Below are 16150 nucleotides of genomic sequence, written 5' to 3'. Positions count from 1 at the left end.
TGAAATTTTGAACGACCATCTGCCGGTTTTTTTTACCTCGCGGCAAAACCCCGCCTGGACCGGCACGGCCCCTGCATTCACTCGGCTATCTGGCAATTCTCTGGCGGCGATTCTCCGACACCTGGGAAAAACCACCGAACCAAGAGCCCGTACCGTCTGTCAGACCGTCTAGGCTCAGACATTTCCATGCTCGTTCGAGGTCTCATCAATGACTCAAGAACCACTTGTTCGCGAAGCCGAGGTTGCGGCTTTTCGCGACGCCGTGTTGACCAAACTCACTTATGCCGTCGGCAAGGACCCCGATCATGCGTTTGATCACGATTGGTTCGAAGCCATCGCCCTCGCTGCCCGCGACCATATGGTCGAACACTGGATGGACCATACGCGGCAGATCTACCGAAAGGGCCAGAAGCGCGTCTACTACCTCTCCCTGGAGTTTCTCATCGGCCGGCTGCTGTACGACAGCCTGAGCAACCTCGGCTTGCTGGACACCGCCCGCGAAGCCTTGACCGAGCTGGGTGTGGACCTTGAGCGCATCCGTCTGCTGGAGCCCGACGCGGCCTTGGGCAACGGCGGTCTCGGCCGTCTGGCGGCGTGCTTCATGGAAAGCATGTCGACCCTCGGTATCGCCGGCCATGGTTATGGCATTCGTTACGAGCACGGCCTGTTCCGCCAGGCGATTGTCGACGGCTGGCAACAGGAGCAGACCGAACACTGGCTGGACTTCGGCAACCCGTGGGAATTCGAGCGGCCGGAGGTCGTCTACCCGATCGGCTTCGGCGGCAGCGTCGAAACGGTCACCGACGACACCGGCAAGACCCGGCAGGTCTGGTCTCCGGCCGAAACCGTGCGGGCGATTGCCTATGACACGCCGGTCGTCGGCTGGCGTGGTGCCAGCGTCAATACCCTGCGGCTGTGGCGCGCCCGAGCCGTGGAAGACCTGCATCTGGAGCGCTTCAACGCTGGCGACCACCTCGGCGCCGTAGCGGAAGTGGCCCGCGCCGAGAGTATTTCGCGCGTGCTGTATCCCGCCGACAGCACCGAAGCCGGCCAGGAACTGCGCCTGCGCCAGGAATATTTTTTCGTCGCTGCTTCGCTGCAGGATTTGCTGCGCCGCCATCGCAACATGCACACCTCGGTACTGACCCTGGGCGATCACGCGGCGATCCAGCTCAACGACACCCACCCGTCGATTGCCGTGGCTGAGCTGATGCGCCAGCTGGTGGACGTCTACGACGTGGCGTGGGACGCGGCCTGGCAGATCACCCAGGACACGCTCTCCTACACCAACCACACGCTGCTGCCTGAAGCCCTGGAAACCTGGCCGGTGGGGCTGATGGAGCGCATGTTGCCGCGGCACATGCAGATCATCTACCTGATCAATGCCCAGCATATCGATTCGCTGCGGGCCAAGGGCGTGCACGATTTCGACGTGTTGCGCTCGGTGTCGCTGATCGAAGAAGACAACGGTCGCCGGGTGCGCATGGGTAACCTCGCGTTCCTCGGTTCCCACAGCGTCAACGGCGTGTCCGGGCTGCACACGCAACTGATGCGCAGCACCGTATTTTCTGAGCTGCACAAGCTTTATCCGGACCGGATCAACAACAAGACCAACGGCATCACTTTCCGCCGCTGGCTGTTCCAGGCCAACGCCGAACTGACCTCGATGATGGTCGACGCCCTCGGCCCGAGCGTGCTCGACAACCCCGAGGAGCGGCTGATCGAACTGGAGCCGTTCGCCGACAAACCGGCGTTCCGCAAGCAATTCGCCGAGCAGCGCCTGCACAGCAAGAAAGCCCTGGCCTACCTGATCCACGAGCGGCTGGGCATTGCCGTCAACCCGGCGGCGATGTTCGACGTGCAGGTCAAGCGGATCCACGAGTACAAACGCCAGTTGCTCAACCTGATGCACACCGTGGCGCTGTACCAGGCGATCCGCGCCGAGCCTGAGGTGGATTGGGTGCCGCGGGTGAAGATCTTCGCTGGTAAGGCCGCTGCCAGTTATCACCAGGCCAAGCTGATCATCAAGCTGACCAACGACATTGCCCGGGTGGTCAACAACGACCCGACCGTGCGCGGCTTGCTCAAAGTGGTGTTCCTGCCCAACTACAACGTCAGCCTGGCCGAAAGCATCATTCCGGCGGCGGACCTGTCGGAGCAGATTTCCACGGCCGGTTTCGAGGCCTCGGGTACCAGCAACATGAAGTTCGGCCTCAACGGCGCGCTGACCATCGGCACCATGGACGGCGCCAACGTGGAAATGCATGACCGCGTCGGTGGCGAGCACATGTTCATCTTCGGCCTGACCGCCGAGCAGGTGGAAGCGCGCAAGCGCAACGGCGAATTCAGTGCCGCGCCGGACATCGCCGCATCCCATCGCCTCAACGATGTGCTGCAAGCGATTCGTGGCGGGGTGTTCTCGCCTGACGATCCGATGCGCTACACCGGGCTGGTGGACTCGCTGGTGGATTACGACCGCTTCCTTGTCTGCGCCGATTTCGACGCCTACTGGAACGCCCAGGCCAAAGTCGAGGAGAGGTGGCACGATCCCAAGCAATGGTGGCGCTCGGCGGTGCTCAACACCGCGCGCATGGGCTGGTTCTCCTCGGACCGGACCATTCGCGAATATGCCACCGATATCTGGAAGGCCCTGGACTGACTGTTGCAAGAAATGTGAGCGAAGCCCAACGGCGGTAGGGCTTCGTCGATATACTAAGCGTCAGTTTCGCCGGGCAGTGTGGCCGGACCAGTACTGGAAATGCCAGGAATCCAATGTGGGAGCGAGCTTGCTCGCGATAGCGGTGTATCAGGCGACATTCATATTGCCCGACACGCCGCCATCGCGAGCAAGCTCGCTCCCACAGGGTTTCGGGGTTTTCCACTAGACTGAGCCAGACCCCACATCACCCCGGTCATGCCCGCAACGGGCCGCTTAGGGATATCGACCATATGCAATGGATTTTGACACTGTTGGGCCTGGCACTCGGCTGGGTGGTGGAAGAGTCGTTTGCCGACGCGCTGATCGGTGCGCTGGTGGGGCTTGGCATCGCCCAGTCGTTTCGACTGGGACGCCTGGGTATCCAGGCCGCCAAGCAACAGATCCTGCTGCAAGAAGCCCAACGCAGCTTGCTCACGCTGGAAGCGCGTCTGGCGGTGCTCGAACGCGGCAACGTGGCCGAACCGAGTGAACCGGCTCCAGCGCCGGAAATCGTCGTTGCCCAAGCGGCGAAGCCCGAGGCGCGCACCGAGCCGGAGCTCATCTGGCAACTGCCGCCAGAACTCGAACCAATCCCCGCGATGGCCACCCAGGCCAGCCAGCCGTTACCCGATGACGTTTGGAAACCCGCGCCCGAAACATCCAGTCGGCGCGCAACCCGCGACTTCGAACCTCTGCCCCTGGAACCGAGGACTACCGAGCCGGCGGCGCCTCGCGGTCCGAATCTGATCGATCGTGCCTGGACGGGCGCGCGCAACTGGCTGTTTGGCGGCAACACCGTGCTGCGGGTCGGCGTGGTGCTGTTGTTCCTCGGCCTGGCCTTCCTGTTGCGCTACGCCACCGAAGGCATGGTAGTGCCGATCGAGTTGCGTTACGCCGGCGTCGCGGCCAGCGCCTTGGGCCTGTTGGGCCTGGGCTGGTGGTTGCGCCATCGCAACAGCAACTATGCGTTGATGTTGCAAGGGACGGGGATCGCGGTGCTGTACCTGACCGTGTTCGCCGCCATGCGCCTGCACCCGCTGCTCGATTCCAAGGCTGCCCTGGGCCTGTTGGTTGCAGTCACGGTGTTTTCCGCGATCCTGGCCGTTACCCAGAATGCCCTGGGGCTGGCGGCAGCTGCCGCACTGGGCGGCTTCGCCGCGCCGATCCTGACCTCCACCGGCAGCGGCAACCATGTCGCGCTGTTCAGCTATTTCATCCTGCTCAATACCGGCATCTTCGCGATTGCCTGGTTCCGCGCCTGGCGCCTGCTCAACCTGATCGGCTTTGTCGGCACTTTCGGCATCGGTTTCGCCTGGGGCCTGCGTTCCTATACGCCGGAGCTGCTCTGGAGCACTGAGCCGTTCCTCATCGTGTTCTTCCTGATGTACCTGGCGATCGGGTTGCTGTTCACCCGGCGCAAGCTGCTGGAAATGAGCGATGCGCCTGAAGATGACAGCCGTCAAGCGCTGCTGCGCTGGTCGGCGCGCAAGGGCGACTACGTGGACGGCAGCATGCTGTTCGGTCCGCCGCTGGTGGGCTTCGGCTTGCAGTTCGCGTTGGTGCAGCATCTGGAATTCGCCGCCGCCTTCAGCGCCCTGGCCCTGGGCATGATCTACATGGGGCTGGCCCGCGTATTGATGGGCGGGCGCGCTGTATTGCTGGCCGAAACCTGCCTCGCCCTGGGCGTGATTTTTACCAGCCTGGCGATTCCCCTTGGCCTCGACGCCCGTTGGACTGCCGCAGCGTGGGCGGTGGAAGGCGCCGGGATCTTCTGGCTCGGCCTGCGTCAGCAGCGACCTTTTGCGCGAATCTTTGCCCTGTTGCTGCAATTGGGGGCGGCGCTGGCCTTCGTCAGCGAACTGCATAGCGGCGAAGGTAGCCTGCTGGAAGGTTCGTGGCTGGGCGCGTTGATGCTCGGTGGTGCCTTGCTGTTCAGCTTCTACCAACTGCGCAAGGCCGAGCCCGGGCACGCCGCAAGTTGGGAACTGCGCGGGCAACCCGTGCTGGCGGTGCTGGGGCTTGGCTTCCTCTACCTGCTGGCTCCATTGTTTTTGTTTACGCATGGCACTGCCATCGCCTGGGCGTTGGCCGGGCTGGTGACGCTGTTCGTCGGCCTGCGCCTGCAATCACGCAGCTTCCTGTTTACCGCGTTTGCCGTGCAACTGCTCGGCGGTGCGCTGTTCCTGCTGCGTCTGCAAGGCGCCGAAGGCGATTCGGCTGCGGTGTTCAACGCTGGTTGGAGCGGTCTGCTCAGCGCCTCGTTGATCGGCCTGGCATTGATCGGCGGCATGCTCCTGGCGGCGCGCGACGACATGGTGCGCAACGATGTGCGCTTGCTGCGCGGCTTGTCGGTGGTGTTGCTGGCCGGGTTGGTGTTGATCAATCTCGCGGTGCTGTTCGTGTTGCCCTGGCAAACGGCGAGCGGCGTGTGGGCGGCCAGTGGTCTGTTGATCATCTGGCTGAGCCTGTACCTGAAACAGCGCGTGAGCTTTGTCTTTGGCCTGCTGCTGCAAGTGATTGGCGGTGCGGCTTTCCTGATGGCCGGGCCGGCGCTGCTGGGCTCGCTTGATGCCGAGGACCTGCGTCCCTTGGCCCACAGCGGATTCTGGACACCGCTGGTGCTGGGGCTGGCTGCGCTGGTGGGCGCATGGCGTCTGCAAAAGGCGCACGCGGCGCGGGAACTCGATGCCTTGAGTTTGCAGCGCCTGTCCCAGCTGCTGCTGATCTGGGGCGCCGGTTGGTGGGCGCTGGCGTGGGCCAGCGAAGTGCTGCGCTTTGCCCCGCAGAACCTGCAGGGCAGTTTGTTGTTGATTGTCGCGGCCGCCAGTGTGGCGGTGTGGACCGTTGCGGCGCTGCGCTTGAAGTGGGCGGCAATGGGATTGCTGTGCACCTTGTTGATTCCAGCAGCAGGCTGTGTGCTGGTGGCGATCGGGCACAGCCGTTATCACCCGGCGGCGGATTTCGGCTGGCTGGCTTGGCTGGCGGTATTTGCCGTGCATTTCCTGTCGCTCAAGCGCCTGGCCGCGACGCTGCCGGCCCAGGCGCGCAGCACCGCCCATGTGCTCGGTTGCTGGTTATTGATGGCCGTGCTGATGCTGGAGTTGCGTTACGGCCTGCTGTTGCTGTCCGAGCAGTACAATGCCTGGCGGTGGTTGGCCTGGGCGATCTTGCCGGGCCTCTACCTGGTGCTGATGGCCACGCCGCGTACCTTGCCGTGGCCGGTCTCGGCCCAACCGCGCGAATACCGCGTCTACGCGGCGGCGCCCATGGCACTGTTGATGCTCGGTTGGTTCTGGCTGACCAACACGTTCAGTGATGGCAACTCGGAGCCGCTGCCTTATGTGCCGTTGCTCAATCCGTTGGAACTGGGTCTGCTGTTCGCCTTGTTCGGTATCTATGTGTGGGCCCGCAATGCCGTGGAGCAAACGACGAACCGCTGGAGTCGGATCGGACAGGTCGCTCAGTTGATCGCCGGTGTGTCGCTGTTCGCGTTCTTCACCGCCTTGGTGATGCGCACTGCGCACCAGTGGATGGATGTCCCGTTCGAGCTGGATGCATTGCTTGAATCGATGTTCGTGCAGGCCGGATTGTCCATTGTCTGGACCCTGATCGCCCTGGGCCTGATGATTGGCGGACACCTGCGGCATCGTCGCGAGGTGTGGCTGATCGGCGCGGCGTTGATTGCGGTGGTGGTGGCCAAGTTGTTCTTTGTCGAATTGAGTAACCGTGGTGGTCTGGCGCGGATCGTGTCGTTTATCGGCGTGGGCGTGTTGCTGTTGGTGGTCGGCTACTTTGCGCCGCTGCCGCCCAAACGCCCGGAGCCGGCCGTGGATGCCGAGCCGCCGATGCCTGTCAGTGAGGGAGTGTCATCTTGAGTCGCAAGTTGAGTCGAATCGGGCTGGGCGTGGTGGGATTGTGGGTGGCCATGTCGGCCGCGGCACAGGAACAACCGCAAGACTTCGCCCATCAGGTGCCGTTGGCCTTGAGCGGGGAGGGGCCGTGGTATCGCCTGGCGTTGCCGCTGGACGTGCAGTTGCAGGCGCGCCAGACCGACCTGAGCGACTTGCGGGTCTTCAACGCGGCGGGCCAGGCCCAGGCCTACGCATTGGTTCGCGAGTCGGCGCAGAGCCGGGAAAGTCGCACGCTCACCGATGTGAAATGGTTCCCGCTGTACAACGCCGCCGATGACAGCGAGCGTGCGCCCAGCGTGCGTGTGCAATCGAACGCCAACGGCACGCTGGTGGAAGTCCAGCCGTCCAGTCGGCTCGAGGCGGGCGAGGAAGAGTTGCGCGGCTGGTTGCTGGACGCCAGCGCTATCAAGGCGCCGTTGCAGCAACTGATCCTCGACTGGACCAGCGAGCGCGATGGCTTCCAGCGTTTCACCATCGAAGCCAGCGACGACTTGCAGCACTGGCAGCCGTGGGGCGAAGGCCAGATCGCGCGGCTGACGTTTGCCGATGAACGGGTCGAGCAGCATGAGGTGAGCTTGCCGGGGCAGTCGGCGCGCTACTTGCGACTGCTGTGGGATTCGCCGTCCTCGGCGCCCGTATTGACCTCGGCCCAGCTGCAAAGCGCCAGCCGCGAAAGCCTGCCACTGCCGTTGGTCTGGTCGCAGCCGCTGGCCGGTGGCACGACCAAGGCCGGCGAATACACCTGGCAGTTACCCATGGGGTTGAACGTCGAACAGGTGCAGATCGAGTTGAGCCAGGCCAACACCCTGGCGCCGGCGACCCTGGCCGGTCGCCGCGAAAGCAGCCAACCCTGGCAGCTGATGGGCAGCGGTCTGCTCTATCGCCTGACCCAGAATGGCCAGGACGTGTTGCAAAACCAGCTGCAGCTGTCCGGCCAGACCGTTCAACAACTGAAGCTGACGGTGGACGAGCGCGGCGGCGGTCTGGGCGCCGAGGCCCCGGCCCTGCGCTTTGCCGTGCGTCCGACCCAGGTGGTGTTCCTGGCGCGCGGCGAGGGCCCCTGGCGCCTGGCGCTGGGCAGCTCGACAGTCAAGGCGGCCAGTTTGCCGTTGACCACGCTGGTGCCCGACTACAAACCTTCGCGGCTGGCGACGTTGGGTACGGCAACGGTGAACGGCACGGCCACGTCGACCCCGAGAGTCGAAACCACGCCTGCGCCCGTCGAGACCAACTGGAAAAAAATCGGCTTGTGGGCGGTCTTGCTGCTGAGTGTGCTGTTCCTCGCAGCGATGGCGTTCAGCCTGTTGCGCAAGCCACCGGTCAAGAACTGAGGTGTGTTCATCGCGAGCAAGCTCGCTCCCACGATAAACCGCGTTCGTCGGAACAACTCGGTCAACTGTGGGAGCGAGCCTGCTCGAGATGACGTCCTGCAATCAACAGAAATACCCAAGCGAACCGACACCCCGTGAACTCAATCCTCCATATCCCGTCTCATAGGAGGAATTAACTCCCGACTCGCGCTAAACTGCGCGGGTTTTCCGCCCCCTATTCTTCGGAGCCGTCCATGTCCCGCGTTACCTTGAGTCGCTATTTGATTGAGCAGACCCGCAGCAACAATACCCCTGCCGATCTGCGCTTTTTGATCGAAGTGGTGGCGCGTGCGTGCAAGGAAATCAGCCACGCCGTCTCCAAGGGCGCGCTGGGTGGTGTCCTGGGCAGCATGGGCACCGAGAACGTGCAGGGCGAAGTGCAGAAGAAGCTCGACGTACTGTCCAACGAAATCCTGCTCGAAGCCAACGAGTGGGGCGGTCACCTGGCCGGCATGGCGTCCGAGGAAATGGACAATGCCTACCAGATCCCGGGCAAGTATCCCAAGGGCGCCTACCTGCTGGTGTTCGACCCGTTGGACGGCTCGTCGAACATCGACATCAACGCGCCGGTCGGCACCATCTTCTCGGTACTGCGTTGCCCGAACGAGTACCTGAGCCAGAACGAAGCGCTGAACGAAAAGGCCTTCCTGCAGCCAGGCACCGAACAGGTCGCCGCCGGCTATGCCATCTACGGGCCTCAGACCATGCTGGTACTGACCCTGGGCGACGGCGTGAAAGGCTTCACCCTGGATCGCGAGATGGGCAGTTTTGTCCTGACCCACGAAGACATCACCATTCCTGAGACCACCCAGGAGTTCGCCATCAACATGTCCAACCAGCGTCACTGGGAAGCCCCGGTACAACGCTACGTCAGCGAGTTGCTGGCCGGCGAAGAAGGCCCGCTGAAGAAGAACTACAACATGCGCTGGGTCGCCGCGATGGTTGCCGATGTGCACCGCATCCTGACCCGTGGCGGCTTGTTCATGTACCCGCGCGACAGCCGCGAGCCCTCCAAGCCAGGCAAGCTGCGCCTGATGTACGAAGCCAACCCGATGTCGTTCCTGGTGGAGCAGGCCGGTGGCGCTTCCACCGATGGCCACCAGCGCATTCTCGACATCAAGCCTGAAGGCCTGCACCAGCGCGTGGCCGTGTTCCTCGGCTCGAAGGAAGAAGTGGCCCGCGCCACGGCTTACCACAAGGAGTAAACCATGGCCGAGCCCTGGCAGCCGTTGCTCGATTGGTGGTTTGGCACAGCCGAAAAACCAGATGAGATCGCGGCTGACAAGGGCAAGCTATGGTTCGGCAAAGGCCATGATCGCCAGGCGCAAGAGCGCTTCGGTGATCAGGTCGAGCAGGCACTGGCCGGCGGATTGACCGATTGGGCGCAACGCCCGGAAGGTTGGCTGGCCTTGGTGCTGCTACTGGATCAACTTCCCCGGATGATCTATCGCAACACCCCCGAAGGTTTTTCCGGCGATCTGCGTGCCCAAGCGCTGGTAGCACAGGGACTGGCGGCGGGTTTCGACCGGCAACTCAAGCCCATCCAGCGCGTATTCATTTATCTAGTGCTCGAACATTGCGAAAACCTCGCGGTACAGAACGAAGCCGTGTCGCGGTTCATCGAGTTGGTTCGAGAACAGCCCGAGGCGCAGCGTGCGGTGTTTGAGGACAACCTGGATTATGCCGAACGGCATCAGAAGATCATTGCGCGGTTTGGCCGCTTCCCTCATCGCAATGCGGTGTTGGGGCGAGAGTCTACGGCTGAGGAGCTGGAATTCCTGAAGAGGCCTGGGTCCAGATTCTAAATTGTGTTGTGGCCGCTATTGCCATCGCGAGCAAGCTCGCTCCCACAGTCGATCGCGTTTCTCTGATAGAACTCGGTCAACTGTGGGAGCGAGCCTGCTCGCGATGGGTCTTGAGAGCGCTAGATCCGGAAACTGCCCACCAACTGCTTCAACCGCGCCGCCTGCTGTTCCAGGTCGGAACAGGCACGCAAGGTGGCCTGCAGGTTTTCCACGCCTTCCTGGTTTAGCGTGTTGATCTCGTTGATGTCGACGTTGATCGATTCCACCACGGCGGTCTGTTCTTCGGTGGCGGTCGCCACGGACTGGTTCATGCCGTCGATTTCGCCGATGCGCTGGGTCACGCTGCCCAGGCGTTCGCCCGCCTGGTTGGCGATGCCGACGCTGCTTTCGCTCTGGCGCTGGCTGTCGGTCATGGTCAGTACCGCTTCCCGCGCGCCGACCTGCAACTCTTCGATCATCTTCTGCACTTGCTGCGCCGAATCCTGGGTACGGTGGGCCAGGTTGCGCACTTCATCGGCAACCACCGCGAAACCGCGACCGGCTTCACCGGCGCGGGCGGCTTCGATGGCAGCGTTCAAGGCGAGCAGGTTGGTCTGCTGGGAAATGCTGGTGATCACTTCCAGGATCTGGCCGATGTTCACCGTGTTGCTGTTCAGGGTTTCGATGTTGCCGCACGAATCGCTGATCTTGGCCGACAGCTGCTGCATGGCGGTGATGGTTTTATCCACCACTTGCTGACCGTCTTCGGCCAGGTTGCGGGCTTCACTGGAATGCTGCGAGGCGAGGGCGGCGTTCTGGGCGATCTCCTGGGCGGCGGCGCCGAGCTGGTTGATGGCCGCGGCCACGCTGCTGGTCCGCGAGGCCTGCTGGTCGGAGTTGTACATCGACGAGTTGGACGCGCTGACCACCCGCAGGGCGACTTCGTTGACCTGGCCGGTCGCCGATGCCACTTCGCGGATCGAGGTATGGATACGCTCGACGAAGCGGTTGAACGAGGTACCCAGCGCGCCGAATTCGTCCTGGCCATGAATGGTCAGGCGGCGGGTCAGGTCGCCTTCGCCTTCGGCGATATCGTGCATGGCGCGGCCCATGGTCAGCAGCGGTTGCATCAGCACCCGGATCAGCATGCCCAGGAGGGCAATGATGAACACCACGGCAATGACCATGGCGATCAGCGCCGAGGTGCGAAACTCACTGAGCATCGCCAGGGCGGTGTCTTTATCGAGCACCAGCGCCACGTACCAGTTGGCACCGGGTACGCCATTGACCTGGGTAAAGGAGATGAATTGAGTCTTGCCGTCGAGCTCGACTTCCTTCAGGCCCGGGCCGATTTGCGGTGCGCCGTTGGGGTAGGCCTCGGCAAGCGTCTTGAGGACACGCTTGCTGTCGGGGTGGATCAGGATCTTGCCGTCGGCGCTGACGATGAACGCATGACCATGGCCGCCGAAGTTCAGCGAGTTGATGATGGCGCTGACGCTCGACAGATCGATATCTGCGCCAGCCACGCCGATCATCTGGTTCTGACGCTGTACCGGCGTAGCAACGGTGATCACCAGCTTGCCCGACGAGGCCGCGATGTAGGGCTCGGTGACGATGGTCTGCTGGGCGCTATTGGCGGCCTTGTACCAGCCACGGGCGCGCGGGTCATAGTCGGCGGCACGATTACCGGCCGGTATCGAGAACATCACACCGTCGGTACCGCCGAAATAGCTGAGCTGGAAACTGCCGGTGTAGGCGGGCAGGCCCACGGCGCGCTTCAGGCTCTCGGCACTGTTTCCGTCGATGGCTATTTGCTGGGCCAGCGATTGCAGCAATTGGATTCGGCCTTCGACCCATGTCTGGATATTGCGACTGGTCAGGTTGCCGAGTTCCTGCATGGACGTTTCGGTGCTGGTGTTGAGACTTTGTCGTTGACGATAGTCGTTGAACAGGATGAAACAGGCGAATGCGACGGCCACCACAAGGGCGGCAGCCAGCAGGATTTTGTGGCTGAATTTCATGTTTCTGGTCATTAAGAACGCTACCGCGTAGGGACGGGTCAGGAAGGGCTGCCAATTTGCCATAGTGCAAGATTTTGCGCTGTTACTTTTTATCGGCGCAAAAGCCCGTCCCATCAGGCGTGGAGGGGTCGCTCCCGACGAAAGGCACGACCGCGTCACAAACCGGTTGATTTCCGATGAAACACCGCTGCACAGCCAATAAATACCAGGGGCACGAGGGAACCAGACAGGGGTTTTCTCTTCTAAGGATCAGGTTGGCACCCTGCCACCTCCCTTCTGCTCCAGGAGTTACACCATGTCGCTGCGATCCATCGCCCTGCTGTTTGTGTGCGTCGTCTTGACCGCATGCAGCAAGGTCAACCAGGAAAACTATTCGAAGCTGTCGGCTGGCATGCCCAAGGCCGAAGTCGAAACGTTACTGGGGAAACCGACTGATTGTTCGGGCGCGCTCGGCATGTCCAGCTGCACCTGGGGCGACCAGAAAGGCTTTATCAGCGTGCAGTATGCCGGTGACAAAGTGTTGATGTTTTCCGGCCAAGGCCTGAAGTAACCTGAAGTAAACCGGGGCCAAGCGCCCACGGGAGAAAAAAATAATGATGCGGTTAGTTTTTGTGCTTCTGGCTGGCCTGGTATTGGCCGGCTGTGCCTCTTCTGGCGTAGACCCGTTGGCGCCCAAGACAGTCAACAGCGTCAATCTCAAGCGGTACCAAGGGACCTGGTACGAACTGGCCCGCCTGCCGATGTACTTCCAGCGCAACTGCGCGCAATCCGAAGCGCATTACACCCTCAAGCCTGACGGCAACATGGACGTGTTCAACCGCTGCCTGACTTCCGACTGGAAATGGGAAGAGGCCAGGGGCACGGCTTACCCGCAAGTGCCGGGTAAAACCGACAAACTCTGGGTCGAATTCGATACCTGGTTCTCGCGGATCCTGCCGGGCGTGGCAAAAGGGGAGTATTGGGTGTTGTACGTCAGCGATGACTACAAGACCGCCATCGTCGGCGACCCGAGCCGGCGCTACATGTGGTTGCTGTCCCGCACGCCTACGGTGAAGGTGGATGTGCGTGAAGAACTGCTGAGCAAGGCCCGCCAGCAGGGCTATGACACGACGCGGTTGGTCTGGCGCGCATCGGACCGGCAGATGGCGAAGACTTCGGACTGACTCCGTAACATCTGTGGGAGCGAGCCTGCTCGCGAAGAGGGCTTCACATTCAACACATAAGTTGATTGATGGTCCGCCTTCGCGAGCAGGCTCGCTCCCACATTGTTGTTATGAGGATCAGCCCAGCAGCTCGCGCAACACCTGGGTGAACGCCCGTGCGCTTTCCTCTTCGCCGGCATGGCGCCCATCGCGCACCACCCACTTGCCACCCACCATCACATCCCGCACCTGGCGATCGCCACCGGCGAACAGCCAACGATTGAGAATACCGTCGCCGTTGGCCGTGGCCAGGTACGGATCGTTGCCATCCAGCATCAGCCAATCGGCGCGCTTCCCTACTGCGAAAGCACCGATGGGTTGTCCCAGGGCCTGGGCGCCACCGTCCAGCGCGGCGTCATACAGCGTGCGCCCGACCATCGGTTGGTCTGTTCGATACAACCGGTTGCGCCGCTGGTCTCGCAAACGCTGGCCGTATTCCAGCCAACGCAACTCTTCCACCACACTCAACGACACATGGCTGTCGGAACCGATGCCCATCCGCCCACCTTGGGCGAGGAAGTCCACGGCCGGGAAAATCCCGTCGCCAAGATTGGCTTCAGTGGTCAGGCACAACCCGGCAATCGCCCGGCTCCTGGCCATGAGGCTGACTTCCTGGGGGTTGGCGTGCGTTGCGTGAACCAGGCACCAGCGCTGGTCGACTTCGGTATTTTCGTACAGCCACTCCAGCGGCCGCGCGCCACTCCAGCTCAGGCAATCGTCGACTTCCTTTTGCTGCTCGGCGATGTGGATGTGCACCGGGCAATGCTGATCGCTGGCGGCCAGTACGTCCTTGATCTGTCCGGGCGTCACGGCGCGCAAGGAGTGGAAACACAAGCCCAGCGCCTGATTGGCTTGCCCGGCCAGGACGGGTTGCAAGCGCTCCTGAAGCTTCAGGTAGTTTTCGGTGCTGTTGATGAACCGGCGCTGCCCCTCGTTGGGCGCCTGGCCGCCGAAGCCGGAATGGCTGTAGAGCACCGGCAGCAACGTCAGGCCGATGCCGGCGGCGCTGGCGGCGTGGCTGATGCGCAGCGCCAGTTCGGCCGGGTCAGCGTAGGGCGCACCGTCGACGTCATGGTGCACGTAATGGAACTCGGCGACCGAGGTGTAGCCGGCCTTGAGCATTTCGATGTACAGCTGGCGGGCGATAATGCCGAGTTGCCCGGGGCTGATTTTCCCGACGAGGCGGTACATCAGGTCACGCCATGTCCAGAAGCTGTCGTTGGGGTTGCCGGCCACCTCCGCCAGTCCGGCCATGGCCCGCTGGAAAGCATGGGAATGCAGGTTCGGCATGCCTGGCAAGAGCGGGCCGTCCAGTCGTTCGGCGCCGTCTGCGTGGGCGTCGGCCTGGATGTGGGTCAGGATGCCGTTGGCATCGACCTCAAGACGTACATCATTGGCCCATCCACTAGGCAGCAGCGCGCGTTCGGCAAAGAAGGCGGACATGGTTGACCCTCATCTCTGAAATTTGTATATACATATACAGACGTTTGCCTGGCCGGTAAACTCCGGCAAGCTAGCCACCTAATTTGCAGAACAGGGAACCGCCGTGCCGACTCCGCCTGCCAAACCGCCGCTGGCCGCAACCATGGGTGACAGTCCGGCGCCCTTGTACGCCCGCGTCAAACAGATGATCACCCAGCAGATCGACAGTGGAAACTGGCCGCCGCACTACCGCGTGCCGTCGGAAAGCGAACTGGTCAGTCAGTTGGGCTTCAGCCGCATGACCATCAACCGTGCCCTGCGGGAGATGACCGCCGATGGCCTGTTGGTGCGCATGCAGGGTGTCGGCACGTTCGTCGCCGAGCCCAAGAGCCAGTCCGCGCTGTTCGAAGTGCACAACATCGCTGATGAAATCGCCTCCCGGGGTCATCGTCATACCTGCAAGGTCATTACCCTGGAAGAGGAGGCCGCCGGCTCCGAACGTGCCCTGGCCCTGGATATGCGCGAAGGCCAGAAGGTCTTTCACTCGTTGATCGTGCATTTCGAGAACGACATCCCCGTGCAAATCGAGGACCGTTTCGTCAACGCGCTGGTGGCGCCCGAGTATCTCAAGCAAGACTTCACCCTCCAGACGCCCTACGCCTATCTGAATCAGGTCGCGCCGCTGACCGAAGGCGAGCACGTGGTGGAAGCCATCCTGGCCGAGCCGAGCGAATGCAAGTTGCTGCAGATCGAAAGGGGCGAGCCGTGCCTGTTGATTCGTCGCCGCACCTGGTCGGGGCGCCAGCCGGTGACCGCCGCACGCCTGATTCATCCAGGCTCGCGCCACAGTCTGGAAGGACGTTTCCACAAATGAGCCAGTTGAAGGTTTTACGCGCCGCGGATTACCCGCGCATGCCTTGGAAGAACGGTGGCGGCAGCACGGAAGAAATCACCCGCGATGCCGGCGCCGGCCTGGAAGGTTTCGGCTGGCGCCTGTCGATTGCCGATATTGGTGAGTCCGGTGGTTTCTCCACCTTCGCGGGCTACGAGCGGATCATCACGGTCTTGCAGGGTGATGGGATGACGCTTAACGTCGATGGCCACGCCACGCGGCCTCTGCATCCGCTGGACCCGTTTGCGTTCAGCGGTGAGAGCCACGTGCAATGCACATTGCTGGGCGGGCCGATTCGTGACTTCAACCTGATCTACGCGCCACAGCGTTACCGTGCACGATTGCAATGGTTGGGCGGCCAGCAGCGGTTTTTCAGCGAGGCGGGGACGGTGTTGGTGTTCAGTGCGGCTCCGGGGTTGGCTATCAAGATCGGGGAGTCCACCGTTGACTTGGGGCTTTACGATTGCCTGCAACTGAGCGGTAACACCGCACTGGTGGATGTCTCCATTCACGGTCAATGCTGCGTGATTGAGCTGACGGCCCACTAAAAATCCGGCGAAAACGCTGTTGTGGCGAGCGAGCTTGCTCCCGCTGGGGCGCGCAGCGGCCCTGTTTTTTAGGTCTGCTTCACCCGAGGCGTCGGACCGGCCCAGCGGGAGCAAGCTCCCTCGCCACAAAAGCTCACCTAATTGTTCCCTCCATGCGCACCAACTTGTTACCGAACGCCCCAGCGTGGCGCAATACCACGCTTTTGTGTGTCTCCGACTTCCCCCTCCAAAACCCTTCTGAAAAATTTCATGCAGCTCGGCAGCCCTTCAATCACAGGGCTTTGAGCTCTATCCCAAACCGT

The 16150-nt window shown here is 62.3% G+C and carries 11 protein-coding genes; 9 read left to right on the top strand and 2 right to left on the bottom strand.

Annotated features, from left to right (window positions below):
- Positions 1–208: 208 nt before the first annotated feature.
- The 5 genes from J3P94_RS25620 (at position 209) to J3P94_RS25600 (ending at position 9784) form a co-directional block, all read left to right on the top strand.
- Complete coding sequence (locus tag J3P94_RS25620) at positions 209–2659, top strand: glycogen/starch/alpha-glucan phosphorylase (protein ID WP_434570225.1); 2451 nt, start codon at positions 209–211, stop codon at positions 2657–2659.
- Positions 2660–2949: 290 nt separating this feature from the next.
- A complete protein-coding gene (locus J3P94_RS25615) occupies positions 2950–6573 on the top strand; it encodes a DUF2339 domain-containing protein (protein ID WP_434570223.1) in 3624 nt (1207 codons plus the stop codon).
- A 50-nt stretch (positions 6574–6623) separates the two neighbouring features.
- Positions 6624–7940 (top strand): DUF3999 domain-containing protein, encoded by a 1317-nt coding sequence (locus tag J3P94_RS25610; RefSeq protein ID WP_434574305.1) that lies wholly within the window; start codon positions 6624–6626, stop codon positions 7938–7940.
- A 233-nt stretch (positions 7941–8173) separates the two neighbouring features.
- Complete coding sequence (locus J3P94_RS25605) at positions 8174–9184, top strand: class 1 fructose-bisphosphatase (protein WP_030141457.1); 1011 nt, start codon at positions 8174–8176, stop codon at positions 9182–9184.
- Positions 9185–9187: 3 nt separating this feature from the next.
- Positions 9188–9784 carry a DUF924 family protein gene (locus J3P94_RS25600; protein WP_434570221.1) on the top strand — a complete coding sequence of 199 codons (597 nt, stop codon included), beginning with the start codon at positions 9188–9190 and terminating at the stop codon, positions 9782–9784.
- A 119-nt stretch (positions 9785–9903) separates the two neighbouring features.
- On the opposite strand, the gene J3P94_RS25595 is transcribed toward J3P94_RS25600, so the two are convergent.
- The gene (locus tag J3P94_RS25595) at positions 9904–11796 is read right to left on the bottom strand and encodes a methyl-accepting chemotaxis protein (RefSeq protein ID WP_434570219.1); all 1893 of its coding nucleotides are present in this window, start codon (positions 11794–11796) and stop codon (positions 9904–9906) included.
- Positions 11797–12079: 283 nt separating this feature from the next.
- Between J3P94_RS25595 and J3P94_RS25590 the strand changes: the two genes are divergently transcribed.
- Positions 12080–12334, top strand: a complete 255-nt coding sequence (locus J3P94_RS25590) for a hypothetical protein (protein WP_434570217.1) — start codon at positions 12080–12082, stop codon at positions 12332–12334.
- 43 nt (positions 12335–12377) lie between these two features.
- Complete coding sequence (locus J3P94_RS25585; RefSeq protein ID WP_434570215.1) at positions 12378–12947, top strand: lipocalin family protein; 570 nt, start codon at positions 12378–12380, stop codon at positions 12945–12947.
- Between the two features lie 117 nt (positions 12948–13064).
- On the opposite strand, the gene J3P94_RS25580 is transcribed toward J3P94_RS25585, so the two are convergent.
- Positions 13065–14429: a formimidoylglutamate deiminase gene (locus J3P94_RS25580; protein WP_434570213.1), complete on the bottom strand. Its 1365-nt coding sequence runs from the start codon at positions 14427–14429 to the stop codon at positions 13065–13067.
- A gap of 142 nt (positions 14430–14571) precedes the next feature.
- Here J3P94_RS25580 and hutC point away from each other — a divergent pair, with 142 nt between their 5' ends.
- Complete coding sequence (gene hutC / locus J3P94_RS25575; RefSeq protein WP_181291028.1) at positions 14572–15282, top strand: histidine utilization repressor; 711 nt, start codon at positions 14572–14574, stop codon at positions 15280–15282.
- Entirely contained in the window at positions 15279–15848 is a 570-nt protein-coding gene (locus J3P94_RS25570) for a HutD/Ves family protein (RefSeq protein ID WP_434570211.1), read from the top strand. The genes hutC and J3P94_RS25570 overlap by 4 nt, the downstream gene beginning before the upstream one ends.
- The last annotated feature ends 302 nt before the right edge of the window (positions 15849–16150 follow it).

It is taken from the genome of Pseudomonas sp. Z3-8, assembly GCF_051131975.1.
Classification (GTDB): domain Bacteria; phylum Pseudomonadota; class Gammaproteobacteria; order Pseudomonadales; family Pseudomonadaceae; genus Aquipseudomonas.
The sequence above is the reverse complement of the archived record's forward strand: the minus strand, read 5'-3'. Positions and strand labels throughout refer to the sequence as shown.

What these genes read in the sequence shown, in the direction of transcription:
- J3P94_RS25620 (WP_434570225.1), top strand. Translation starts at nt 209, where the DNA reads ATGACTCAAGAACCACTTGTTCGCGAAGCCGAGGTTGCGGCTTTTCGC.
- J3P94_RS25615 (WP_434570223.1), top strand. Translation starts at nt 2,950, where the DNA reads ATGCAATGGATTTTGACACTGTTGGGCCTGGCACTCGGCTGGGTGGTG.
- J3P94_RS25610 (WP_434574305.1), top strand. Translation starts at nt 6,624, where the DNA reads ATGTCGGCCGCGGCACAGGAACAACCGCAAGACTTCGCCCATCAGGTG.
- J3P94_RS25605 (WP_030141457.1), top strand. Translation starts at nt 8,174, where the DNA reads ATGTCCCGCGTTACCTTGAGTCGCTATTTGATTGAGCAGACCCGCAGC.
- J3P94_RS25600 (WP_434570221.1), top strand. Translation starts at nt 9,188, where the DNA reads ATGGCCGAGCCCTGGCAGCCGTTGCTCGATTGGTGGTTTGGCACAGCC.
- J3P94_RS25595 (WP_434570219.1), bottom strand. Translation starts at nt 11,796, where the DNA reads ATGACCAGAAACATGAAATTCAGCCACAAAATCCTGCTGGCTGCCGCC.
- J3P94_RS25590 (WP_434570217.1), top strand. Translation starts at nt 12,080, where the DNA reads ATGTCGCTGCGATCCATCGCCCTGCTGTTTGTGTGCGTCGTCTTGACC.
- J3P94_RS25585 (WP_434570215.1), top strand. Translation starts at nt 12,378, where the DNA reads ATGATGCGGTTAGTTTTTGTGCTTCTGGCTGGCCTGGTATTGGCCGGC.
- J3P94_RS25580 (WP_434570213.1), bottom strand. Translation starts at nt 14,429, where the DNA reads ATGTCCGCCTTCTTTGCCGAACGCGCGCTGCTGCCTAGTGGATGGGCC.
- hutC (WP_181291028.1), top strand. Translation starts at nt 14,572, where the DNA reads ATGGGTGACAGTCCGGCGCCCTTGTACGCCCGCGTCAAACAGATGATC.
- J3P94_RS25570 (WP_434570211.1), top strand. Translation starts at nt 15,279, where the DNA reads ATGAGCCAGTTGAAGGTTTTACGCGCCGCGGATTACCCGCGCATGCCT.